The organism is Mesorhizobium sp. Cs1299R1N3 (assembly GCF_037179625.1).
In the GTDB taxonomy this organism is placed as follows: Bacteria; Pseudomonadota; Alphaproteobacteria; order Rhizobiales; family Rhizobiaceae; genus Mesorhizobium; species Mesorhizobium salmacidum.
In genome coordinates, this window is record NZ_JAPYKQ010000004.1 from 384,797 (window position 1) to 406,406 (window position 21,610).

Annotated in this window: 18 protein-coding genes; 11 read left to right on the forward strand and 7 right to left on the reverse strand. The window is 57.8% G+C overall.

The window, feature by feature from the left end:
- The first annotated feature begins 84 nt into the window (after nt 1–84).
- The 6 genes from O7B34_RS12950 (at nt 85) to rfbD (ending at nt 5,737) form a co-directional block, all read left to right on the forward strand.
- Nucleotides 85–1,110, forward strand: coding sequence for an NAD-dependent epimerase (locus O7B34_RS12950; protein WP_337146397.1), 1,026 nt, complete (start codon nt 85–87; stop codon nt 1,108–1,110).
- A gap of 101 nt (nt 1,111–1,211) precedes the next feature.
- On the forward strand, nt 1,212–2,024 hold the full coding sequence (locus tag O7B34_RS12955; protein ID WP_337146398.1) for a class I SAM-dependent methyltransferase: 813 nt from the start codon (nt 1,212–1,214) through the stop codon (nt 2,022–2,024).
- A gap of 239 nt (nt 2,025–2,263) precedes the next feature.
- Nucleotides 2,264–3,145 carry a glucose-1-phosphate thymidylyltransferase RfbA gene (gene rfbA / locus O7B34_RS12960; protein ID WP_140717955.1) on the forward strand — a complete coding sequence of 294 codons (882 nt, stop codon included), beginning with the start codon at nt 2,264–2,266 and terminating at the stop codon, nt 3,143–3,145.
- 2 nt (nt 3,146–3,147) lie between these two features.
- Nucleotides 3,148–3,702, forward strand: a complete 555-nt coding sequence (gene rfbC / locus O7B34_RS12965) for a dTDP-4-dehydrorhamnose 3,5-epimerase (protein WP_337146399.1) — start codon at nt 3,148–3,150, stop codon at nt 3,700–3,702.
- 29 nt (nt 3,703–3,731) lie between these two features.
- The gene (gene rfbB / locus O7B34_RS12970) at nt 3,732–4,802 is read left to right on the forward strand and encodes a dTDP-glucose 4,6-dehydratase (RefSeq protein WP_337146400.1); all 1,071 of its coding nucleotides are present in this window, start codon (nt 3,732–3,734) and stop codon (nt 4,800–4,802) included.
- Nucleotides 4,799–5,737, forward strand: coding sequence for a dTDP-4-dehydrorhamnose reductase (rfbD, locus tag O7B34_RS12975; RefSeq protein WP_337146401.1), 939 nt, complete (start codon nt 4,799–4,801; stop codon nt 5,735–5,737). Before rfbB ends, rfbD begins: the two co-directional genes overlap by 4 nt.
- Here rfbD and O7B34_RS12980 read toward each other — a convergent pair.
- Together O7B34_RS12980 and O7B34_RS12985 are read right to left on the reverse strand one after the other, a co-directional pair.
- Nucleotides 5,719–6,729 (reverse strand): glycosyltransferase domain-containing protein, encoded by a 1,011-nt coding sequence (locus O7B34_RS12980; protein WP_337146402.1) that lies wholly within the window; start codon nt 6,727–6,729, stop codon nt 5,719–5,721. The genes rfbD and O7B34_RS12980 overlap by 19 nt on opposite strands.
- A 215-nt stretch (nt 6,730–6,944) precedes the next feature.
- A complete protein-coding gene (locus O7B34_RS12985) occupies nt 6,945–7,877 on the reverse strand; it encodes a class I SAM-dependent methyltransferase (protein WP_337146403.1) in 933 nt (310 codons plus the stop codon).
- A 490-nt stretch (nt 7,878–8,367) separates the two neighbouring features.
- Between O7B34_RS12985 and O7B34_RS12990 the strand changes: the two genes are divergently transcribed.
- Entirely contained in the window at nt 8,368–11,196 is a 2,829-nt protein-coding gene (locus O7B34_RS12990; protein ID WP_337146404.1) for a methyltransferase domain-containing protein, read from the forward strand.
- A 129-nt stretch (nt 11,197–11,325) separates the two neighbouring features.
- Here O7B34_RS12990 and O7B34_RS12995 read toward each other — a convergent pair whose 3' ends face one another.
- The 3 genes from O7B34_RS12995 to O7B34_RS13005 all read right to left on the reverse strand — a co-directional run bounded on the left by O7B34_RS12995 (nt 11,326) and on the right by O7B34_RS13005 (nt 13,737).
- Complete coding sequence (locus tag O7B34_RS12995; protein WP_337146405.1) at nt 11,326–12,042, reverse strand: sulfotransferase family 2 domain-containing protein; 717 nt, start codon at nt 12,040–12,042, stop codon at nt 11,326–11,328.
- Between the two features lie 88 nt (nt 12,043–12,130).
- Nucleotides 12,131–12,844 (reverse strand): ABC transporter ATP-binding protein, encoded by a 714-nt coding sequence (locus O7B34_RS13000; RefSeq protein ID WP_337146406.1) that lies wholly within the window; start codon nt 12,842–12,844, stop codon nt 12,131–12,133.
- A 5-nt stretch (nt 12,845–12,849) separates the two neighbouring features.
- Nucleotides 12,850–13,737: an ABC transporter permease gene (locus O7B34_RS13005; protein WP_337146407.1), complete on the reverse strand. Its 888-nt coding sequence runs from the start codon at nt 13,735–13,737 to the stop codon at nt 12,850–12,852.
- 313 nt (nt 13,738–14,050) lie between these two features.
- Here O7B34_RS13005 and O7B34_RS13010 point away from each other — a divergent pair, with 313 nt between their 5' ends.
- The 3 genes from O7B34_RS13010 to O7B34_RS13020 all read left to right on the forward strand — a co-directional run bounded on the left by O7B34_RS13010 (nt 14,051) and on the right by O7B34_RS13020 (nt 17,752).
- Nucleotides 14,051–16,039 carry a UDP-N-acetylglucosamine 4,6-dehydratase gene (locus O7B34_RS13010; RefSeq protein WP_337146408.1) on the forward strand — a complete coding sequence of 663 codons (1,989 nt, stop codon included), beginning with the start codon at nt 14,051–14,053 and terminating at the stop codon, nt 16,037–16,039.
- A gap of 119 nt (nt 16,040–16,158) precedes the next feature.
- The gene (locus tag O7B34_RS13015; RefSeq protein ID WP_337146409.1) at nt 16,159–17,091 is read left to right on the forward strand and encodes a glycosyltransferase family 2 protein; all 933 of its coding nucleotides are present in this window, start codon (nt 16,159–16,161) and stop codon (nt 17,089–17,091) included.
- 121 nt (nt 17,092–17,212) lie between these two features.
- Entirely contained in the window at nt 17,213–17,752 is a 540-nt protein-coding gene (locus O7B34_RS13020; RefSeq protein WP_337146424.1) for a sugar transferase, read from the forward strand.
- A gap of 45 nt (nt 17,753–17,797) precedes the next feature.
- Here O7B34_RS13020 and O7B34_RS13025 read toward each other — a convergent pair whose 3' ends face one another.
- Nucleotides 17,798–18,745, reverse strand: a complete 948-nt coding sequence (locus O7B34_RS13025) for an NAD-dependent epimerase/dehydratase family protein (RefSeq protein ID WP_337146410.1) — start codon at nt 18,743–18,745, stop codon at nt 17,798–17,800.
- Between the two features lie 17 nt (nt 18,746–18,762).
- Nucleotides 18,763–20,088, reverse strand: coding sequence for an O-antigen ligase family protein (locus tag O7B34_RS13030; RefSeq protein WP_337146411.1), 1,326 nt, complete (start codon nt 20,086–20,088; stop codon nt 18,763–18,765).
- 467 nt (nt 20,089–20,555) lie between these two features.
- On the opposite strand from O7B34_RS13030, the gene cysD reads away from it, so the two are divergent.
- On the forward strand, nt 20,556–21,461 hold the full coding sequence (gene cysD / locus O7B34_RS13035; protein WP_337143687.1) for a sulfate adenylyltransferase subunit CysD: 906 nt from the start codon (nt 20,556–20,558) through the stop codon (nt 21,459–21,461).
- Nucleotides 21,462–21,610 lie beyond the last annotated feature (149 nt).

Consider the following 21,610-nt stretch of genomic DNA (forward strand, 5'->3'; position numbering starts at 1 on the left):
CCGGCCCGGATTACTCCGGGCCGGAGCTTGGCGTACGGTCAGCTCGGGCCTGGTCACCAGGCATGTTACGGACGGGCCTTTGTGATGAAAGTTCTGGTCACCGGCGCTGCCGGCTTCATAGGCTATCATGTCGCCAGGCGGCTCCTGGAGCGCGGTGACGAGGTTGTCGGCATCGACAGCATCAATGATTACTACGACCCTGAGATCAAGCAGGCGCGGCTGCGGCTCCTGGCCGAGGCGAGTCGCGGCACCAATGCCGGCTATCATTTCATCCACGGCAATCTCGCCGACCATACCGTGGTCGACGGCTGTTTTGCCGACCACGCCTTCGACCGGGTGATCCATCTCGCCGCCCAGGCAGGCGTCCGTTACAGCCTGGAAAACCCACGCGCCTATGTCGAGAGCAACATCGTTGCTTTCACCAACATACTCGAGGCCTGCCGCAGCAGCCGTGTCGGGCACATGACCTATGCCAGCACCTCCAGTGTCTATGGCGCCAACACCGACATGCCGTTTTCCGAGCATCGCCCGGCCGACCATCCCTTGCAGTTCTACGCCGCCACCAAGCGCGCCAACGAACTGATGGCGCACAGCTACAGCCATCTGTTCGGCCTGCCCACCACGGGGCTGCGTTTCTTCACCGTGTACGGTCCCTGGGGGCGACCTGATATGGCTCTGTTCCTGTTCACCAGGAACATCCTGGCCGGCGAGCCGATCAAGCTGTTCAACAACGGCAACCACACGCGCGACTTCACCTATGTCGAGGACATCGCAGAGGGCGTGATTCGCGCCAGCGACAGTCCTGCCGCGGCCCACCCGGCCTGGGACTCCGGCCATCCGGATCCGGCGACCAGCAGCGCGCCCTGGCGCATCTTCAACATCGGCAACAGCAACCCGGTGAAACTGACCGCCTATGTCGAGGCGCTGGAAAATGCGCTCGGCCGCAAGGCCGTCATCGAGCTCCTGCCGCTGCAGGCCGGCGACGTGCCCGACACCTTCGCCGATACTTCGGCGCTGCAAGCGGCGGTCGGCTACCGCCCCCGCACCTCCGTCACGGAGGGGGTAGGGCGGTTCGTCGAGTGGTACCAGGGTTATTTTGGGCGGGCGTGATGAACGCGCTCTTGGCCGCGTAGAGGCCGGCCTTCGGTCGAAAAGGACCAGGGACCAAAAAATGTGCTAGTCTCCCAAGTCATCGGATGGTGGGGATTGCCATGTTGGAAACGGACAAGCTGTTCGCGGGCTCGATTCCAGAAAACTACGACCGCTACATGGTGCCCTTAATTTTCGAGCCGTTCGCCGTGGATATCGCGCAACGGGCCGCGGCGCTGTCGCCAGGCGCGGTCCTGGAAATCGCTGCGGGCACCGGGGTCGTCACCCGCGCATTGGCACCAAGACTATCCCCGGACGCAAGCTATGTCGTGACCGACCTGAACCAGCCGATGCTCGACTACGCCGCTTCGCGGCAGACACCCGACAGCCGCATCGAATGGCGCCAGGCGGATGCGATGGCGCTGCCGTTCGAGGATGCGGCGTTCGATCTCGTCTGTTGTCAGTTCGGTGCGATGTTCTTTCCAAACCGCACCTCCGCCTATCGCGAAGCCAGGCGGGTCCTGAAGCCGGGAGGACGGTTCTTGTTCAACGTATGGGACCGCATCGAGGAGAATGTGTTCGCCGATGACGTGACCAACGCGCTGGCGAGGATTTTCCCCGACGATCCGCCGCGCTTCCTGGCACGCACGCCGCACGGCTACCACGACAAGGTGCTGATCCGCCGCGATCTGGAGGACGCGGGTTTCTCCGATGTCGCGATCGAGACGAGAGCCGAACAAAGCCGCGCATCCTCGCCGCGCCTTCCGGCCGTCGCCTATTGCCAAGGCACAGTTCTTCGCAGCGAAATCGAGGCCAGGGACGCTGAAAAACTGGACGCCGCGACCGACTACGCGGCATCCGCCATTGCAGACAGACATGGCAACGGCGAAGTTGCCGCCAAAATCCAGGCACATGTAATCATGGCTGTGGCCTAGGTGTTGATACATCTGCCCTAAGCCCGTGCTCGATAAAGCCGAAAGTGCGATCGGTGATCAGGGCCTCGGCCTTGCCAGGATGGGATCAGACGGGTTCGGCCGAAGCGGGAGGCGCCCGTCGATAGACGGTATTCAACACGGTCGACGCATTTGTCGTGTGCCGCATTGACAAGCCAAGGCATGAAACCTAAGCACAGGCACTCAGGGCCGGGGGGCTTTGGCATGTCAAGGAGAGCTTTTTGAAAGGAATTATCCTTGCTGGAGGCAGTGGAACACGTCTTTATCCACTAACATTAGCAGTCTCTAAGCAAATTCTTCCCATTTACGACAAGCCGATGATCTATTATCCGCTGAGCGTGTTGATGCTCGCGGGAATACGAGAGATTCTGATCATTTCGACGCCTCGTGATCTGCCCGCTTTCCGTGGTTTACTCGGCGACGGATCGGATTTTGGGCTGGCACTGTCTTACGCCGAGCAGCCGCAGCCCAATGGCCTCGCGGAAGCCTTCATCATCGGCCGCGATTTCATCGGCAAGGACAGCGTGTCGATGATCCTGGGCGACAACATCTATTTTGGCGACGGGCTGTCGCAGCTTTGCCGCGCCGCGGCATCGCGCCAGAGGGGCGCTTCGGTGTTCGCCTACCATGTAGAGGATCCCGAGCGCTATGGCGTGGTGTCTTTCGATAAGGCGACCGGAACCGCGCTGACGATCGAGGAAAAGCCACAAACACCGAAGTCCAACTGGGCCGTCACGGGTCTCTATTTCTACGACAATGATGTCGTCGACATCGCCCCGACCATCCGCCCTTCGCCGCGTGGCGAGATCGAGATCACGGCGGTCAACAACGTCTATCTCGAGCGCGGCCAGCTCCATGTTCATCGGCTGGGACGCGGCTATGCCTGGCTCGACACCGGCACCCATGACAGCCTGCACGAAGCCTCTTCCTTCGTACGCACGATCGAACATCGCCAGGGCATCAAGGTCGCCTGCCCGGAGGAAATCGCCTTCGAACAGGGTTGGCTGACGGCGGACATGGTGCTGGAGCGCGCAGCCCGCCTGGGCAAAAATGAATACGCCGCTTATCTGCGCCGGCGTGTCGTCGATCTTTCGGAGGGCTAGAGATGCTGGAGGTGAGATCCCTGGGCATCGACGGGGTGCTTGAAATCGTTCCGAAACGCCATGGCGACGCACGCGGTTTCTTCATCGAAACCTACAATGCCGAGCGCTTTTCGCAGGCCGGCATTGATTTGACTTTCGTGCAGGACAATCACTCCTATTCCGCCGCCCCGGGCGTCTTGCGCGGGCTTCATTACCAGCTTGCGCCGCGCGCCCAGGACAAGCTGTTGCGCGTTATCCGTGGCAGTATTCTCGACGTCGCGGTCGACATCCGCCGCGCCTCGAAAACCTTCGGCAAATGGGTCGCCCTCGAAGTGTCGGCCGAAAAAGGCAACCAGATCCTGGTGCCAAAGGGCTTCGCGCATGGCTTCGTAACACTCGTGCCCGACACCGAGGTGCTGTACAAGGTGACCGACACCTATTCGCCCGAGCATGACCGGTCGATCCGTTTCGACGATCCTGCCATCGGCATAGAATGGCCGTCGCTGGCCGGCGGGTTCCAGCTTTCCGACAAGGATCTCAAGGCGCCGATGCTGGCAGCGGCCGAGGTGTTCGCCTGATGGAGCGTGTGGTGCATAAGGACAGCGGGATGAATTTTCTGGTGACGGGCGGTGCCGGCTTCATCGGTTCGGCGGTATGCCGGCATCTGTGCGCCAATCCGGCCTACCGGGTGACCAACCTCGACAAACTGACCTATGCGGGCAATCTGGCCTCGCTGCGGCCGATCGAGAATGTCCACAATTACCGCTTCGCCCAGGCTGATATCTGTGACGAAAGGGCGGTGCTCGACATACTGCGCCGCGACGATATCGACATTGTCATGAACCTTGCCGCTGAGAGCCATGTCGACCGCTCGATCGATGGACCGGGCGCCTTCATCGAGACCAACATCGTCGGCACCTACAAGATGCTCAATGCCGCGCTCGAATACTGGCGTGGCCTGCCCGACGACAGGAAGGCCCGCTTCCGCTTCCATCACGTCTCCACCGACGAGGTGTTCGGCGATCTACCCTTCGACGGCGGCATGTTCGTCGAGGAGACGCCCTACGCGCCGTCCTCGCCCTATTCCGCCTCTAAGGCGGCCTCGGACCATCTGGTGCGCGCCTGGCACGAGACCTACGGCCTGCCGGTCGTGCTTTCCAACTGTTCGAACAACTACGGGCCCTATCATTTCCCCGAGAAGCTGATCCCGCTCGTCATCCTCAACGCGCTCGACGAAAGGCCGCTGCCGGTCTACGGCGCCGGCGCCAATGTGCGCGACTGGCTGTTCGTCGAGGATCATGCGCGTGCCCTGGAACTGGTCGCCACGAAAGGCCATCCGGGCGAGAGCTACAATGTCGGCGGCAATTCGGAACGCACCAACCTCGCCGTCGTCGAGACGATCTGCGACCTGCTCGACACCAGGCGCCCGCGCGCCAGCGGCAGGCGCTATCGCGAGCTGATCTCCTTCGTCACCGATCGCCCCGGCCACGACCGCCGCTACGCCATCGACGCTTCCAAGATAAGCCGCGAGCTCGGCTGGACGCCCAGGGAGAATTTCGACAGCGGCCTTGCCAGGACCGTGGACTGGTTCCTCGACAACAAATGGTGGTGGGGGCCGATCCGCGAACAGCGTTATGCCGGCGAAAGGCTGGGCGAAGCACGCAAGGTGGGCGCGTGAGGCTCCTCGTCACCGGACGCGACGGCCAGGTCGCGGCGAGCCTGCTCGAGGCCGGCCAGGCGCGCGCGGGCGTGGAGGTTGTCTCCCTCGGTCGCCCGGATCTCGACCTGGCAAGACCCGACACCGTCATCGACGTCATCGCGGTTGCGAAGCCCGATCTCGTCGTGTCGGCCGCCGCCTATACCGCCGTCGATCAGGCCGAGGACGAACCCGATCTGGCCTTTGCGGTGAACGCGACCGGTGCCGGCAAGGTGGCCGAGGCCGCGGCACGGCTCGGTGTTCCCGTCATCCATCTTTCGACCGACTATGTCTTCGACGGAACCAAGGCCGATGCCTATGTCGAAACCGACCCGACGGCGCCGCTCGGTATCTATGGAACCTCCAAGCTCGCCGGCGAGCAGGCGGTAGCGGCCGCCAACCCGCGCCACCTGATCCTGCGCACCGCCTGGGTCTACAGCCCGTTCGGCAAGAATTTCGTGAAAACCATGCTTCGGCTCGCCGCCGACCGCGACGAGATTTCGGTGGTGGCCGATCAATGGGGCAATCCCACATCGGCGCTAGATATCGCCGACGCGATCCTGCATGCGGCCGCCATGCTGCACCGCGACAAGGACTTCGCCGCGTTCGGCACCTATCATCTGGCCGGCACCGGCGAGACCAACTGGAGCGGCTTTGCCCGTCATATCCTCGACACAAGCCTGAAGTCTGGTGGTCCTTGGGCGCGGGTAGGGGATATCACAACGATGGACTACCCAACCAAGGCGCGCCGTCCCGCCAACTCCCGGCTATCAAGCGCGAAATTCGCGGGTGTGTTCGGATGGAACGCGCCAGACTGGCGGCAGTCGACGGAAGCGGTGGTGCGCCAAAATCTGAGCGAGTGTATCAGCAACGAATGCGAAAAAACGCCTTACCTTCCTCAAGGTCGATCAAAATAATACCAAAAGAATTTGGCTAACTTTGGGTATCGAACGGCTTGTTGTCTTAAAAAGCGGGCCACTTTCCAACTTTTCGACGCTTCTATTGCTGCCAGCCTGTTCGCGGTTGCCTCAATGATAGAGTTGAGGGCATACGCTTGCGATGTTAGGGCTTCTTCGTGAGACCGCATCTGCGTAAGCACGGTGGCTTCATGGATGCGCTCTTGCTCCGTTGACACTAGCTGTTGCTTAATAAGAGTTGCTTCAAGATCGCGAATGCGCCCGCGCGGCGGCATAAGCGAGTTAATGGGGTCCCGTATCCCGCCCATGTTGTCGCGATCGTTAAAATGTGAGTAATCATGGAACCAAGAGCTGAAGGTATCGATAGCGATCAATCCAGGCTTTAGTCCGGTTTTTCGAAAAGCGTAGTTTATCGATAGCTGGTCACGTCGGGAGTACCGTAAGACATGCGAACTCCACAATTCTGACATGTTGCACACAGTTGGATCGGTATGATCCCGCAACAGAATAGCATTCCAAAACGGCCTATCGGCTAACGCTTCTGGGCATTCGACCAGATAATGATTAAGCTGCTCAAAAATTCGGCTTTGATCATCTAGGCCTAGCCGAGCCACCTCAATAAACTCATCCATCACCGTTTCACGGTAACTGTGAGTGGGGACGCTGAATCCAGATTCGCACCAATAACGATCGACAATCAACTCTGGCGGTTCTTTGAGGATTATAGTGTTGTCAATGTAAAGTGATCCACTGAATTCTGTTAGGTGCACATGAGGGCGAAGCTTCAAGGCACGTTGGCTTCGAATGGGATCCATACCAAAGATGGGCGAGACTATCCTGAATTGCCACGTATCGCTCTTCAACTTCGGATCGTCGGTCAGGCATATAAAAGGCATTCCTGAACGCGCAACGATCGGCTGCTCGTTAAGCCGCTCATACCCACCGATCATCGTTGTGTAGACACAAAATGACTGGGTAGCTCGATGGTTCATCGGTGCCGTATTTGGTGAGACTTGGCTGGGTTGAACGAGATTGCCAAATTAGGCAGGAAGTATCGATTGGCTGTTCCACGGAACCCTAGTGAGCGTCAATCTACTAAGCGCGACAGGCGAGCTCGTCAAACAGTTATATGCCACAACGGGTTGAGGTGTCAGCAGTCGCCGAACTCTCCAACTGACGCACAATCCCGCAAAGGCAGCATTTGCGCTCAGGTTGCTGGGCCTATTACCTCATACCAAAGGCTTTGCCCGCCAGGCTCGAACTTTCCATCCATAAGCTCTTCAAGCGCCGCAGGGCGCTGCTTCCACAGAAGCGCATTAGCCAGAAGTACTTTGTAGCGGGCTCGATTGTGAAGGTGAGCCATCAGGATGTATTGCTCGCTCCAATTCATCCTGTGCTTCGTCAAGCTGGCTTTAGGAGTCGCATATGGTAGACTAACGTCATGCGCATGCACAAGCGTTCCGCTCGGTAAATAAGGGAGGATATTTAGATAGAAGAACACGGCATCGCTGCCGGATTTGATAGTGTGAGATCCGTCATAAAAGACAAAATCGCCGGGAGCGATTAAATCACGAAAGAAACTCTGGGGAATGGATTGGACCGGTTGTCGAATAAACTCGACACTTGGCAGATTCGCGATTTCTGCACGAGGTTCGGGATCGATGCAGACGATGCGCCCCCCGCCCACAACCTCTAATGCCTCGCTCGACAGTCGAGTACTGTGTCCCGATCCAATCTCTATGATGGTTGGCGGGCGCCGCGCAATTATCAACGCGTAGAGTGCGGCAGCATCCGAGTGGCTGAACTGCCCATTCTTCCAAAAAAACCGCGAACTCCCGTCGTTGTCCATAGAGGGGTCAAATCCCGCCAAAAGCGGGGATAGCGAATATGCGAGAGTTGCCATTTGGTCGACGTCGAAGATCAAGGGATCTTCGTACACCGGAAGCTGTGCTCCTGTCTCATCGTATTCAAAGGATTGATTAATCTCAGCAATCGTCGGCGATTCGGAATAAAAGTCCGCTCTGGTTAAGTTGACCCCGTTCTCTTCAAGAGCGGAGCGGATCCGTTCTTCGCTCCACAAGTATTTCGACGCCAGATGCCTAAGCATCTCGAAATCGTCATCTGTTGCTAATTTAGCCATCCGTAAAAAACCGAAAAAATGGCGGCCCGATGCAGCGCGGAATGCCTGTTGTTGAAATGCACTGATTGTGGTCGCATTCGTGAAGTTTGGACTGTAAGCTCGAATCCTAACACCACTCTAATAGCAGCCTCCGACGATCTTTCGCCATGGAAAAAATTCGCCACACAATCGTTGGTTCGGTCCTTACGCGGACTATAACGCAATCTGCAGTGGGTAGTTGTCACCCGATGTGTCCAGCGGCGATATCTCTCAATCATCCCGCAACTGAAAGAGTTGGAAATTGTTCTCCGCTCCTTCGGCCGTGCGCGGGCTCTATGCACCTGTCGATGGGCAACCTTGTGTACGCTCGATGTGGTGATTATATTCGCTCGGACGCCCCAAATGCATTGGATGCATGTGTCATTCCCAGACGGGGGACGGTTGCCGAAGGCGCGTGGTTGTGGGTGGCGCCGCATACCCTCCCAAACATTCTCCCTAACGCGGTTATAACATGCCTGACACGAATATCATGACTTTCACTGGAGAGCGGTTTGTTCCGGAGGAGCAGGGCAATATCGCCCTGGAACACCTCCATCGTTATCTCCTAGCTTCGAATCTGGTTGCCGGAAAAGTCGTCCTCGATATCGCGAGTGGTGAAGGATACGGCAGCGACCTTCTGGCTGTGCATGCGAAGCATGTGGTCGGGGTAGATATCGCATCAGAGGCAGTGGAACACGCGCGGCTTCGGTATAAGCGCGATAATCTTGAATTCAAAGATGGCGACTGCGCCAACATCCCGCTTGAGGACAGTTCCGTTGACGTCATCGTCAGTTTTGAGACTCTGGAGCATCATGATCAGCACGAGCGGTCCTTCTGCGAATTCAAGCGCGTGCTGAAGCCGGGGGGATTTTTAGTTATTTCAAGCCCAGACAAAAAATATTATTCGGATGCTCGTAATTTCAATAATAAATTCCACGTAAAAGAACTATATGAAGATCAATTTCGGCAGCTAATTAAACAACATTTTCAAAATGCCAGCTTCTATTCCCAAAGAATAGTGTTCGGTTCACTGGTGCTTCCGATAGCCACGTCGGCGTCTGCTCGAAGCTATTTCTACGCCGATAACGAAATCTCCGTCGCGCAAGGTATATACGAACCGCTGTACCTTTTGGCTATCGCATCCGACGGGGAGATCGGCTCGTTGGACGCTGGCGTGTTGGAGCAGCCGATTAATGACACCGAGATCATTCGATCTTGGGAACGGGTGATGGCTGAGCGCGATGCGGAGGTAAATCAGCTTCGGATACAGGTTGCAGCGGATGAGGGGATGCTGCAGAAAGAATCGGAGGAGAAGAGGGCGCTAACGCAGGAGCGTGATGATGTACGAGCAGCCCTGGAGCAACAGAAGGCGGCAAATCGAGATTTACGGCAGCGCTCTCTACTTTTTGAGCACCAAATTGAATCCGTGAGGCGGAAGCTTGGCGCCGAAGCTGAGATACTTCGAAATCTCAACAGTGAGTTAAGGGTTGCCAACCAGCGGATTGTGGACTCGAGGTCCTGGAAGATCACGGCCCCGCTCCGTGTTTTAAATAGACAAGCTCATCAGCTAGCGACGCTAGGCATATTCGGCGGGCGCAACCCCACTTTGCAAATGCGCGTCAAGAATGCTCTCCGCTACTTGATACGGGGTAATCTCAGGGGCTTCGTCGATCGGGTGCGGCACTACCGCCGGCAGGCACTGGCAATGGAGGTGCATACGAACCGTGGGCGAACGGGAACCCTTTGGGGCATCATGACAACGCCGCACACCGTCTTCATTGCCCACTGCATCGCAGATCGGCTAGCCGCCAAGGGTATCGCGAGCGAGATCCTGCTGTCTCCGCCCGAGATATTCGACCATGATTTCTATATAGTTCTCTGTGCGCAAATGTTTGATCGCCTACCGCAAGGTGAAAAGCGAGTTCTCTTCCAGTTGGAACAAACCGTCAGTTCTCGTTGGTTTACAAAAGAATATTTTGTAGCTCTTGAAAACTCTGTTGCCGTATTAGATTATTCTCTCGTAAATATCGAATTTTTAGAAGAGCATAATATCGCATATCCTCATGTCTTCTACCTGCCGATTGGTGCTTCTGACAAGTTGATATATGAGGTTGATTCACGAGAAAAGGAATATGATTTCGTATTCTACGGCGATTATTTCAGTTCTGAAAGACGCAGAAGGATGCTTGACGAATTTGGTCGACATTTTAAGGTCAAGCTATGCAATGGTACCTTTGGCGAGGATATGCATGCAGTTATTCGCAAAGCGCGTGGGGTCATCAATATTCACTACTACGAGGATGCCCTTCTAGAAATGCCGCGTATCCAGGAATGCCTTTCGCAAGGTATTCCGGTTCTTTCGGAGGAAGCTAGGGACCAAGATGACTATCCAGAGATCAAAGGGGCGGTCCGATTCTTCAAGCAGAATTCTATCGAAGATATGATTAGCGCTGGTCGCGAATTTTTGGCTCACAGCGAGCAGATCGCGCGGGAGGTTACCCGGTCCGTGGAATTTAGTAGCCGTCGCTTCACCTTTATGTTTGATCGATTTTTGGTGGCCATTGGTATACTTCCCGTCCACGTTGCGCTTAAGGAGGCAATTTATCTTCCGGCCGGGAGTCAGATAGCGCTTTCGTTGCCCGAAACAATAAAACGGAGACGAACTTTCCTCAGTGAGAGGCCCGACGACTGCGCAATATTCGACGGCATAAGGAATATCAAGGGCTGGATCGGTTGCGGGTCAAGCTATAGTGCCCTCGCAAAGCATGCTCGGGCCGCCAACGAAAAGAGGCTGGTTGTTTTCGAAGACGATGTGCTGTTCCGCGATGATCATTCTACGAGGATGGAGACAATTGAGAGCTATCTCGACTCGACAGAGCGCTGGGATATCTTCTCTGGTATGATTGCATCAGTCCACCCCCAGACGCAGGTGTTGGGGGTGGAAGTGCGCAACGGTATGACGTTTGTTAAGATTGATCGCATGACGAGTATGGTGTTCAACATCTACAATCGTCATGCAATTAACCTTCTAGCTGAATGGGATCCAACGAATACGAATGTTGAGACAAACACGGTCGATCGCTATCTGGAAAATCAGGACAATCTCCGCGTCGTTGTGACGCTGCCTTTTCTCGTTGGTCACCGCGAGGACGTGTCGTCCACGCTCTGGGGGTTCCAGAATGATCGCTATTCCAAGATGATTGTCGAAGCGGAGGAGGCGATCCGAATTCTGGCCGATCGCTGGCTGGCGGAGCAAAAAGGATTGTCAACAGTCGAGGAGGTCGAAGTCACAATCGTTTGATGGGGTGATGTTAGGTCATTTGAGGGTGCGCCGCGACAGCGGAGCATGCCGCCAAGAGGCCAATGCTATCGCCGGAGTGAGGCGAAGTGATTGGGCCCTGTATTTGCACCTCAAATCATCATCTAAGACTCACATAATCATCTCGTAGCCAAGAAGATCAAAATCGGTTTTGAAGACTTCGTTTATCCGGCAGATTGCGCGCTTCGACATAATTCCCGTATATCGGTACCCGTTCTTATCAGATGAGGTAAGGTTTGTTACGTTTCTATTTATCATTGGTGGCGTATCCAAGTCCGCGCGTTGGCAGAAAATTTCAAAATCTTGCTCAAATCTCTCCACTTTTCCTATGAAATTTACGTACGGCTTGCCTTCAAAGTGCGTCCAGTAGCTTGCGGGGTGTAATGGCATGTTAGTGTTGCGGCCGACATCCATTATCTCGTATTCCGGCAGAAGCATAATCCATCTATTAAAATCGTAGTCCGAATCAGCAATGCGTTTCTGGTTTTCACTCAATTGAGCTTTTACGAGCTCTCTAATCCATGCGTGAGGATACTCCGCCAGGGGCTGATAAGCTATGTCTCTTTGTAGCTGGATGAAGCCAGAATATGCTCTGTCGTATGGATTTCTAACGAACGACGCTGTAGTGTATCCAAGCTTGCTTTCTGGAAGAGCTTTAAATTCAGAAATTGTGATGTGCTGATGGGTAACTCTATTCAGGTGTTTGTTAAAGTAAAAAAATTTGCTATACGTACTCTCATTGTACCTCTCTAGCCGGTCGTTGCAGGTACTGCTCGCCGTTTTCCATGGCGAAAACAACACGAATTTACGAGCATGAGATATAATCATTGCCGTTCATTCTCCGGACGCTCAGCAGCTATTTTGATGCGACTGGGCTATTCGCTGCCGGTTGCGGAGTGCAACCGCCTAGGAGCTGTTAAACCGCTTGGTCTTCAAGCGATTCCACGCGTCCCCCTTTAAGCGTTAACTTTTTCGTACATACGCGCTGGATCAGACTTTCATCGTGGCTCGCCAGAATGATGATGCCTGCCTTCTCCGCGAGTTCGTTCATGCGTCGCTTGGCTTTCTCCTGAAATGAGGCGTCGCCTGCGCCTATCCACTCATCCATTAGCAGAATCTCTGGCTCTAGTGCGGTCGCCACCGAGAAGGCCAAGCGCGCGGCCATGCCTTGGCTATAGGCTTTGAACGGCACATCGATGAAGTCGCCCAATTCGCTGAAATCGATTATTTCGCTCATTTTCTCTTCGATCTCGTCTCTCGTCCAGCCATTGATCAATCCCCTCAGCACAATGTTTCGTCGCCCGGTGGCTTCGGGGCGAAACCCTATGTTGATGTTGAACAGCGCATCGACCTTGCCAGCGATCGACATCGTGCCGCCCGATGGCTGATAGATTCCGTATAGAACCTTGAGCAGGGTGGTCTTGCCGGCGCCATTCGGGCCGACAAGTCCTAACCGGTCGCCCGCCTTGAGCTCGAAGCTGACACCGTCGAGCGCCTGCACGACCTGTTTGGTGCCCGCCTTTGCTATGTTGCCGCCAAGAGCGCTGCGACGCCGGCCAGGCGCCGAAAGCGTCAGCTTTTCAAACAGCCGGTAGACGAGGCTGATATTGTTCAGTTTGATGGAGGTCATGAGGCTCAGATCAGGAAAACGACGTGCTTGCGGTAACGGCCCAGCAGCAGCAACGCAAGAGCCCAGGCACCGATACAGATGTAACCTGTCACCGCCAGAGCATGCGTCGGAAAGATGCCCGCCGTGATCGGTTCACGCACGCCCTCAAGGAAATAGGTGAACGGATTCCAATGATAGGCATACTTTTGGATGCCTTCTTGCCCGCTATAGACCCAAAAGACCGGCGTCAAGAACATGCCAACCCGCATCATGTTGCCGACGATGAACTCACTGTCCGGGAAAAAGGCGCCCAAGAACGCGAAGACCATGACAAATGCAGGAGTTGCCAGGACGATAAGCAGCAGACCCAGCAACGACAGCAGCCATTTCGTGTCGATGCCGTAACCGCTCAACAACAGAATAAGAACGCATCCCGCCAGCGAATAACCAGCCCGGATGACGCTTTGCATCGTCAATCGCATCACGTACACGAACAACGGCAGTGTCGTGCCTTGAATGAAGCTCGCTTCACGTTGGAAGAGTAACACGCTCACCGTGATAGTTTCGCTGAGATAGAACCACACCAGCATGCCGATGGCTACATAGGCTATGTAGCTGGGGTTGCTCGCGTCCTTGGTGACGAAAACAAAGACAAACGTGCCGACGAAAGCGAAATAGTTGACCAGCATCCAGAGCGGGCCGAGTGTCGTGCGTCTGTGCTGGTCGCCAATGTCTTCATGGGCAAGCGCCACCCAGACCCGGTGTAATTTCATGGCTTTTGAGATGTCGTCAAAAGCCCCGTTTAGTGCCGCAATCATAGCTGGGAGTATCGCAATCTGTTGTTTCGGCGCATTGTCCTTCGCTGGCCATAGCGAACCACCAAGCCCCTGTCTAATAGCCGTTTCGATGGACATATGGCAACGCATTGCGTCCTAACGAGGTCTGGAGCAGAGTCAACTGCGGCAAAACTGGACACACATGCTGATGGCGTGGTGCTTATAAGCAAGCGCTAATGCGGACTTCGCGGCAATTTTCCACGCATCGGGCTTCATGCTTCCCTTTGCCCCTCATTCTTCCAAAAAAACATCTGGCTATGCCTCGTCCCCCGCAGTATGCGATACAGCAGGCGAGGGCCGGAGATGCCGCTTGGAAGTGTGACGGTCGCGAAGGATTTTCGTGCTCACACTTTGCTGGTCATGCCGACAGTCTGGAGTTTAGTACTATCTAATGAATACTTCCCTGGAAGCTGTGTTCGGGCTCAGGCCGCAGATTCGGCGCGCCTTCATCATGATCCAGGACGTGGTCATGGTCCTGGTCGCGGTCGCGCTCAGCCTTGTCCTGTCGCGGTCGGATCTTTCGTTCGGCGCGCTCTCCACGGAGGGTCTATTCACCTGGGCCGGCATCGTGCTCATCAGCCATCTTCTGTTCAGGTATTGCGGCCTCTACACCACGGTCTGGCGCTTCGCCTCGACGCCTGATTTCTTCAACATCCTGAAGAGCTGCGCGATCCTGACCTTCGTGCTCTACGCCGTTTCGCTGGTCGTGCGTTTCTTCCAGCCGGTCGCGGGCCTCAACGAGCGCCAGTTCATCGTCTTCCTGCTCGTCTCCTTCACCATCATCTCGGCGCCCCGGCTGTTCTACCGCTTCCTGCGTGACGGCGCGAGCTGGGGTATTTTGAATCGCAAGGCCGACACGGCGCGGACCAAGCAGGCTCTGTTCGTCGGGCGGCTCGGCGAGGCCGACCTGATCATTCGTTTCACGCGTACGGCGCAGCCCGCCGAGCATTCCATCGTCGGCATCATGGCGACCGAGCGTGGCGCGCCGCTGGGCACGCGCATTCAAGGGGTTCCCGTGGTGGCGACCCGGCCGCGCCTGATCGATGTCCTGGAGGACTATGCGACCGGCAGCAAGAGCCTCGATCTGCTGATTTTCGGCAGCGGCGCCGAACATGAGATCGAGGAATATTCCGAGCTGGTCCGCGTCGCGCGTCACGGCGACATCGGGGTCGTGCAGTTCGCTGGGCTTTCGCAGGTGGGCCAGGAGGGAAAGCTCGTTCTCGATGCCGTCGAGATGGAGACGATCCTGCGCCGCCCGACGGTGCCATCCGACATCGAGCGCATCGGCGCCTTCGTCGGCGGCAAGCGCGTCCTGGTCACGGGAGGCGCCGGTTCCATCGGGCGAACGCTGGTCAAGCGGTCTCTGGAGCTTGGAGCCGAGGCCGTGCTGGTCGCCGACAATTCCGAATTCGGCATCTTCCAGCTGAGCCAGTATGTCGACGAGAAGGACCATGACCGCCTCAAGGTCCGCATCGTCGATGTCGCGGACAGGCGCCAGATGACGCGCGTAGTCACGGAGTTCAAACCCGACATCCTCTTCCATGCCGCGGCGCTGAAGCATGTTCCGCTGCTGGAGGAGAACTGGGAATCGGCCATCCAGACCAACGTTTTCGGCACGCTTGTCTGCGCCGAGGTCGCCGCCAAATGCGGCGTGGCGCAATTCGTCATGGTCTCGAGCGACAAGGCCGTCGATCCGACGTCCGTGCTCGGCATGACCAAGCGGGCCGCCGAACAGATCGTCAGCGCCCTGCATGAAACGCCGGCCGGCGAACCGGGCGGCCGCCGCGCCGCCACCAAGTTCATCGCGGTGCGCTTCGGCAACGTCTTCGGCAGCAATGGCTCGGTGGCGACCATATTCCAGGCGCAGATCGAGGCCGGTGGGCCGGTCACCATAACCGACCGCCGCATGACGCGCTATTTCATGACTGTCGCCGAGGCCGTCGATCTCGTCATCATGTCGGCGGCCGATGCCGCGTCGCGGCCGGCCGACCAGGACTACGCCGTCTACATGCTCGACATGGGCAAGCCCGTGCCGATCGTCGAAGTGGCCGAAACGATGATCCGCATGGCGGGAAAAAGCCCCTATACGGATATTCCGATCCGCTTCACCGGCATCCGGCCGGGCGAAAAGCTCCACGAGACCCTTCACGGCGAAGACGAGGTATTGGTCGAGCTCAGCATTGCCAAGATTTTTGGCCTGAGCACCGATGTGGCGCAGTGGTCGGATGTCCAGGCAGCACTTGCGGCATTGCAGCAATCCATGAAGAGCCAGGACAAGGCCGCCTCGCTCACCATCCTGGCCGATCTCGACCGCGCGACGAAGACAAGGGCGAACGCGCGGCAGGACGCGGTCCCGAAGACGGCCGGGCAGGCGAGCTAAAGCAATTCCGGGAAAACTGCGTAGCGGTTTTCCGTCCGGAATTGCGCAAAGGCAAGAGATGAGCAATTCCGGGAAAAGTGCGTAGCGGTTTTCCTCGCGCAGCAAGGCGTTTGACATCAGTGGGTAAGACAGATCCGCGCATTGCCGTCCTGATGGCCACGAAGGACGGCGCCGCCTTCATCGACGAGCAAATGCAGTCGCTGCTCGACCAGTCCCATCCTCTGGTCGACCTCTGGATATCCGACGACGGCTCCGTCGATGGCACGGTTGCCATCGTCGAAGCCTGGAAGCCCCGCTGGGCAAAAGGTCGGATAAATTTGGTGGAAGGGCCGCGGCAAGGCTTTGCCGCCAATTTCCGGTCGATGATCCTCGATCCGCGCATTGATGCGGATTGTTACGCCTTCAGCGATCAGGACGATGTCTGGGAGCCCGACAGGCTTGAAAGCGCCCTTGGCTGGATGCGGAAATTTGACGTGGCGCAACCGCTGATGTTCTGCTCGCGAACCGCGACCATGACCGAAACCGGAAGCCTGGTCGGCCATTCGCCGCTGTTTAGCCGTCCGCCGGCCTTCCGCAACGCGCTGGTGCAAAGCATTGCCGGCGGCAACACCATCCTGCTCAACCGCGCCGCCCGCGATCTGCTGGCCAAGGCCTCCGCCCGCACCGGTTTCGTCAGCCATGATTGGTGGGCCTATCTGATCGTCACCGGTGCCGGCGGCGTCGTCCGCTACGATTCGCGACCATTGGTGCGCTACCGCCAGCATGCGGCAAACCTGGTCGGCGCCAACGCATCGTGGCAGGCACGGATCTCGCGGCTCGGCCGCCTGTTCAAGGGCCAGTTCGCGGACTGGACCGATCTCAATCTCGCCGGCCTTGCCGTCAATCGCGACCTCCTTACGACGGATGCGCTGACATGCCTCGATTTGTTCGCGAAGGGTCGGCAAGGTAGCCTTTTCCAACGCCTGGGCGCCCTGCACAAAAGCGGCGTTTATCGACAGACTATTGCCGGGACTCTTGGGCTCTATCTCGCCTTCATCCTGGGTCGTATCTGAATATTGCGGACCGCGTGGCGGCGCTTGGTCAGGAAGGCGACCTCATGCTACGCCGACCGGATTGACGGGTTTCGCTCGCGGTTGCCGCGTGAAGCCCTGGCAGGGAGCCCATCGGCCACTCATGACGACAGCCAAGAAAATCTTCGATCTCGCCGGTGCGGCTGTGCTGCTGGTGGCAACCTCTCCGATTCTGTTTCTTGCCATTCTTGCCGTCCGCGCATCGTCGCCTGGTCCGGTGATTTTTTCCCAAACACGGATTGGCCGCGAAGGTGCGCTTTTTCGCTGCCATAAGTTGCGGACGATGTACCAGGGAACGCCATCGTTGCCCTCGCATGAAACCCCCGTGAGCGCCGTGACATCGGTTGGAAAGGGCTTGCGGAAATTCAAGCTCGACGAACTGCCGCAACTCTGGAATGTCCTGCGCGGCGAAATGAGCCTGGTCGGACCGCGTCCCTGCCTACCGAGCCAGACGGAACTGATCGAATGCCGCAAGCGGTTGGGGGTTTTGCAGGTGCTGCCTGGGATGACAGGCTTGGCCCAGATCAGGGGCATCGACATGTCGAACCCGCAACTTCTGGCCGAAATCGATGCCAGCTATCTCAGGACCGCGTCGTTCTGGCTCGACCTTCGGATCTTGTTCGGAACGCTTTATCGCGGCTGAGCGCGCCGTGCTCCAGAAGCAAAAAACCAGTCCTTGGACCCGTGGTCAAACGTGAAGCCGGGGCTTTCGGAGCCGCGCTATCTCGGTCAGCCTCTCCAGTGTGCCGGATTCCGGTGCCCAGCCTTCCGAGGCAAGCAGGGAAGGGTCGCATATCTGTGTCGCCGTCAGGCTGTCCCAGAACGGCCGCTTGCCAAGCAGTATGGCGGCCGCCCGCATCGGTCCGGCCGGCATTGGCACCAGGCGCGTCGGCCTCCCGAAACCGCGGCGAAAGGCACCGATGATGGCAGCGACGGAAACCGGCGGCACGTCGCTGGCGGTATAGACCGGATGAAGCGGCTGCGAATGGCAAAGCAGATGCCACACCGCCCGTGCCGCCGATTGCGATGACAGCAGCGAGCGGTTTGCCGTCAACGCGCCTGTCGGGATCGGCAGAGCCGTATCGGCGAGCCGCATCAGCGTCGCCAGGTTTCCTTTCATGCCGATCCCGTAGACCGGAGGCAGCCGCAATATGGCGGCGTCGGCACGGCCATGCGAGGCGTAGGCATCCAGCACCGCGATTTCTGCTTCGCGCTTCGAGCGCCCATAGGCGTCTTGCGGTTCGGGGACCGTATCTTCGTCGATCGTTGCGCTGGCACGCGCGCCGATCACGGCCCGGATCGAGGAAAGATGGATGAGCCGTCCACTTGCCTGCGTGGCGGCGGCATGTGCCAGACGTGCGCTCAATTGCGCATTGGCTGCCCGAAAATCGGCTTCGGTGGCATTACCCTGGTCATTGTTCAGACCCGCGCAATGGACGATATCCGTAACATCCCTGGTCAGCGCCAGGAAAGCCGCTGCCGGCGCATCGAAACCCGGCATCGGCACGGCGTCGGACCCCGCATCGAGTCTCTCCGGCCGGCGGGAGGCGAGGCGAAGCTCGACACCGGCCTCACGAAGCCGGTGGACCACCTGGCGGCCGATGAAGCCCGTCGCGCCCGTAACCAGGACTTTCATTGTCTTGCCCGGACCGGCTATCGAGCGGCTGGCCGGGGTGCCAGGCCCTCTACTGATGGAACGGCTTGGCTGTTTGCTGGTGAAACCGTCCGTGCTTCCACCAACGCGGCCTGGCGCCCACATGCGAGATATGTTCCCGACACCAGGAAGACCATAAAGACCGAGTCCAGAATGTCATGGCCGATCAGGATGCCTGTCATTCCGGCGGTCAGATAGGTGATCACGACGGCGACAATCATGGTGGCGCCGAACCGCTCGATCGGATCGGCGCTGTCGCGAAGGACCCGGGCGGCATTTCTGGCGGCAACCACAAAGATCGCCGCCAGCGTCACCGCACCCAGGATTCCCGCTTGCACCAAGGCGGTCAGGAAGCCGTTATGGAAATGACTGAAACCTTCGTCCATCCCGAACTGGTCCTGAAAGCCCTGCTTGATCAAGACGTGAGTGGCCCCCACTCCATGTCCGAAAAATGGCATCTCCCGAAATGCCTTCAGGCCGATATCCCAAAGCGCGACGCGCGATCCCAGAGCAGTCGTGTGGTCACCATGGGCCGCCAGCGCATCCCAGTCGGAGTGCAGAAATGCAACACGCCCCGCTATCGTCTGGAACCCGAAAAACGCGATTGTGACTCCAATCGCGGCCAGCAGCAAAAGCACGCGAACGGCATTTCTCCCTCTCAGCCTCTGCTGGTTGATCAGCAGAACGGCGATACCGGCAATCAGCAGCGCCAGCCAGACGATGCGCGTACCGGAGTAGATGATGGCGACCGTTCCGCCGAGCGCAGCGCAGATGAGGGCGATCCTGTACCTCTCTATGCCGGACAGGGCAGCAGCCACGCAGGTCACCACTGCAAGGCAGAGGACCTCAGCGAAAACGATCGCATTCCCGGCCCCGCCCTCGGCGCGTATCCCAAGCCGATACTGCTGATAGACCGCCAGCAGCAGCGCCCCGAAACAGGCAGCCATGCTGGCCAGCACAATGATGCGGACGAGCGTTGTCTTTTGCGTAATGCTCCAGGTCGAATAGGAGATGGGAAAAAACAGAAAGGTGATCAGCGGGATAAGATGCCGCGCGTCCTTGACGATCGCGTGGTTGACGAGGGACGCCAGGACATTGCTTGCGCAATAGGCATAGATCGCGATCGTCAGCGCCATCATCGCGCGGTCGACATTGAAGCGTCTTCTCTTCAAGGCGATCAACAGGACGGACCACAAGCCGCCGCCATTGAACACGAAGCTAACCACCGATCCCAGGACCGGGGGAGAAAAGAAGCAGAGAATGGAGAAGTAGATATTGATCCGCGAAGGCGTGAATTGCTGCCTAATGGATGAAAGCCGGTTCAATTTTCGGACCTGCTATTCCAGAGAGATTTTATGCGGCACATCTTCGAAAGTGCTCGCCTCGAAACTGCCCATGCTTCATCACGCACTTGCCCACTCTCGAAAAGCGTATAGCGGCTGGGTCGCTGTTTCGATAGTGCGCCTGGATCGATTGCCGCCGAAATCCCCCGGTCGGGGCCAGTTGACCCCTGCGGCGCCGCCGCGGCGCTCTCACAGGCAATATATTTCCCGGCTTTCTCCAGCTGGAGGCCCTTCAAGCAGAAATTTCCGGGTTTTGCCACAAGTATGGAAAATTCATTCCCGAACCGACTGCTGCCGGGCTCGTCCTGCATTGTTCTGGGCCGCGACGATCTGCTAGAACGCCCGCACGAAACATTTTGTCCAGAAGCGAAGCTTGAAGCGGGCGCAAAAAGGCTCGATGATTGACGCGGGAACTTCTGTTGCAAGGCACGAGAGAACGCTCACGGTCCATGATATCAGCGCTTACGCATCTGCAGCGGCTTGAAGCCGAGTCCATCCACATATTCCGCGAGGTCGCGGCCGCTTTCACCAAGCCGGTTATGCTCTATTCCGTCGGCAAGGATTCGTCGGTGCTGATGCATCTGGCGATGAAGGCGTTCTATCCGGCCAAGCCGCCATTCCCCTTTCTTCACGTCGACACCACCTGGAAATTTCGCGAGATGATCGCATTTCGCGATCAGATGGCGCAGAAGCTGGGGTTCGACCTTCTGGTTCATGTCAACGAAGACGGCGTGCGCGACAACATCAATCCGTTCGATCACGGTTCGAACACCCACACCCATGTGATGAAGACCGTGGCGTTGCGCCAGGCGCTCGACAAATACGGCTTCGATGCCGCCTTTGGCGGCGCCCGCCGCGACGAGGAAAAGTCGCGCGCCAAGGAGCGCATCTTCTCCTTCCGCAATGCCCAGCATGTGTGGGATCCGAAGAACCAGCGGCCCGAGATGTGGAAGATCTTCAACACTCGCATCGCGCAGGGTGAATCGATCCGCGTCTTCCCCTTGTCGAACTGGACCGAGCTCGACATCTGGCAGTACATTCTGCAGGAAGACATCCCGATCGTGCCGCTCTATTTCGCCAAGCAGCGGCCGGTTGTCGAACGCGATGGCATGTTGATCCTCAAGGACGATGATCGCATGAAGCTGCTGCCCGGCGAGGTCGTGGAGGACAGGTTGGTGCGGTTCCGCACGCTCGGCTGCTATCCGCTGACCGGCGCCATCGAATCCGACGCCGACACACTCGAGGCCATCGTCGGCGAGATGCTGACGGCACGCACATCCGAACGGCAGGGTCGCCTGATCGACCGCGATGAAGCCGGTTCGATGGAAAAGAAGAAGCGCGAGGGGTATTTCTGACCATGCGCCACATCATGGCGAAGAGCCTCGCTCCCACGGATGGCGTCCGCGATTATCTGGCCGCGCAGGAGAAGAAGTCGCTGCTGCGCTTCCTGACCTGCGGTTCGGTGGATGACGGCAAGTCGACGTTGATCGGACGCCTGCTGTCC

What these genes read in the sequence shown, in the direction of transcription:
- O7B34_RS12950 (WP_337146397.1), top strand. Translation starts at nt 85, where the DNA reads ATGAAAGTTCTGGTCACCGGCGCTGCCGGCTTCATAGGCTATCATGTC.
- O7B34_RS12955 (WP_337146398.1), top strand. Translation starts at nt 1,212, where the DNA reads ATGTTGGAAACGGACAAGCTGTTCGCGGGCTCGATTCCAGAAAACTAC.
- rfbC (WP_337146399.1), top strand. Translation starts at nt 3,148, where the DNA reads ATGCTGGAGGTGAGATCCCTGGGCATCGACGGGGTGCTTGAAATCGTT.
- rfbB (WP_337146400.1), top strand. Translation starts at nt 3,732, where the DNA reads ATGAATTTTCTGGTGACGGGCGGTGCCGGCTTCATCGGTTCGGCGGTA.
- O7B34_RS12980 (WP_337146402.1), bottom strand. Translation starts at nt 6,729, where the DNA reads ATGAACCATCGAGCTACCCAGTCATTTTGTGTCTACACAACGATGATC.
- O7B34_RS12985 (WP_337146403.1), bottom strand. Translation starts at nt 7,877, where the DNA reads ATGGCTAAATTAGCAACAGATGACGATTTCGAGATGCTTAGGCATCTG.
- O7B34_RS12990 (WP_337146404.1), top strand. Translation starts at nt 8,368, where the DNA reads ATGCCTGACACGAATATCATGACTTTCACTGGAGAGCGGTTTGTTCCG.
- O7B34_RS12995 (WP_337146405.1), bottom strand. Translation starts at nt 12,042, where the DNA reads ATGATTATATCTCATGCTCGTAAATTCGTGTTGTTTTCGCCATGGAAA.
- O7B34_RS13000 (WP_337146406.1), bottom strand. Translation starts at nt 12,844, where the DNA reads ATGACCTCCATCAAACTGAACAATATCAGCCTCGTCTACCGGCTGTTT.
- O7B34_RS13005 (WP_337146407.1), bottom strand. Translation starts at nt 13,737, where the DNA reads ATGTCCATCGAAACGGCTATTAGACAGGGGCTTGGTGGTTCGCTATGG.
- O7B34_RS13010 (WP_337146408.1), top strand. Translation starts at nt 14,051, where the DNA reads ATGAATACTTCCCTGGAAGCTGTGTTCGGGCTCAGGCCGCAGATTCGG.
- O7B34_RS13020 (WP_337146424.1), top strand. Translation starts at nt 17,213, where the DNA reads ATGACGACAGCCAAGAAAATCTTCGATCTCGCCGGTGCGGCTGTGCTG.
- O7B34_RS13025 (WP_337146410.1), bottom strand. Translation starts at nt 18,745, where the DNA reads ATGAAAGTCCTGGTTACGGGCGCGACGGGCTTCATCGGCCGCCAGGTG.
- cysD (WP_337143687.1), top strand. Translation starts at nt 20,556, where the DNA reads ATGATATCAGCGCTTACGCATCTGCAGCGGCTTGAAGCCGAGTCCATC.